Annotated in this window: 1 protein-coding gene and 2 pseudogenes; 1 reads left to right on the forward strand and 2 read right to left on the reverse strand. The window is 71.5% G+C overall.

The genetic code is table 11. The annotated features are described in order from the left end of the window. On the reverse strand, positions 1-954 hold a 954-nt coding region (locus A9W96_RS17910; RefSeq protein WP_231999725.1), incomplete at its 3' end, for an AAA family ATPase. Positions 955-1107: 153 nt separating this feature from the next. On the opposite strand from A9W96_RS17910, the pseudogene A9W96_RS33365 reads away from it, so the two are divergent. Beyond that, positions 1108-1203 (forward strand): annotated as a pseudogene (locus A9W96_RS33365) (hypothetical protein); the annotation flags it as partial. Here the strand turns inward: A9W96_RS33365 and A9W96_RS17915 are convergent. Further along, positions 1188-1445: pseudogene (locus tag A9W96_RS17915) on the reverse strand (hypothetical protein); the annotation flags it as partial. The pseudogenes A9W96_RS33365 and A9W96_RS17915 overlap by 16 nt on opposite strands.

The raw sequence follows: 1445 nt of genomic DNA on the forward strand, positions 1-1445 counted from the left end.
GGCGAGTTGACCGTCGCCGCCGTCGAGCAGTCCCTGGACGAGGCCGCGGTGCGCTACGACCGGGACGGCGACCAGCATGCGGGCCAGGTAGTGCAGCGCGGCGTCGACGTCGGAGCCGCGGATCGACTTGATGAAGGCGCTGATGACGTCGTAGTGCTGGTCGCCGTCCCGGTCGTAGCGCACCGCGGCCTCGTCCAGGGACTGCTCGACGGCGGCGACGGTCAACTCGCCACCGGGTTCGGCCGCCCGCACAGTTTCGGCCGCGACCTCCAGCGCCGTCAGCGCGCGCCGGGCGTCGCCGGCGGCCAGCCGCACCAGCAGGTCGACGGCCTCGGGGGCGACGGCGATCTGACCGCCCAGCCCGCGCGGGTCGTCGATCGCGCGCTGCACCACCGCGCGGATGTCGTCGGCGCTCAGCGGCCGCAACTGCAGGATCAGCGAGCGGGACAGCAGCGGCGCCACCACCGAGAAGCTGGGGTTCTCGGTGGTCGCCGCGACCAGCAGCACCACCCGGTTCTCCACGGCCGACAGCAGCGCGTCCTGCTGGGTCTTGGAGAACCGGTGCACCTCGTCGATGAACAGCACCGTCTGCTCGCCGGACAGCAGCGCCCGGCGCGCGGTATCGATCACCGCCCGAACGTCTTTGACACCGGCCGACAGGGCCGACAGCGCCTCGAACCGGCGCCCGGTCGCCTGCGAGATCAGCGCGGCCAGCGTCGTCTTGCCGCTGCCGGGGGGCCCGTACAGGATGGCCGATGCCACGCCCGAGCCCTCGACCAGGCGGCGCAGCGGGGACCCGGGCGCCAGCAGATGGTCCTGCCCGACCACCTCGTCCAGCGATGCCGGACGCATCCGCACCGCCAGGGGGGCGCCGCCCGACGCGCCCAGCCCGTGATCGGTCGGCTGCGACGCGCCGGGTAGGTCAAACAGACCGTCGGACACGGCTTCAGGCATACCACGACCGGCCGACGCCCGCGCCGGCCCAGGCACGCAGCCGGCAATCCCGGCACCCACGGCCCATCTTTGCTAAGTTCCGGTTGCCGAGTTCCGCGGGCGTTTTCTCAAGGAAACTTCGCCACACTTGGAAATCCGACAGCAAGGACGGACATGAGCCAACCTCCCGAGTATCCAGGCACCCCGTCAGACCCGCAGGGCACCAACCCTCCCGGCTACCCGCCGCCGCCGGGCTACGGCGCACCGCCGTTAAGGTTCGCGGTGAAGGTGAAGTAGTCGTCGTCGGAGCTGTTCGTGGTGGAACCCACGCTTTGACTCAGGCCGACCAGGGCGGACGCGATGCCGAACAGCACCCCGTAGACGAGAGCCGAAACGATCAGCGCCACAGGGTTTTTGGTGAATGCGTTCCAGGCCCAGCCGAACGCGTCACCGACGCTGAACGCGGGCCGGGGCGGCGCCCCGTAGCCGGGTGGGGGCCCGTAGCCGGGCGG

The organism is Mycobacterium sp. 1245852.3 (assembly GCF_001669335.1).
GTDB lineage: Bacteria > Actinomycetota > Actinomycetes > Mycobacteriales > Mycobacteriaceae > Mycobacterium > Mycobacterium europaeum_A.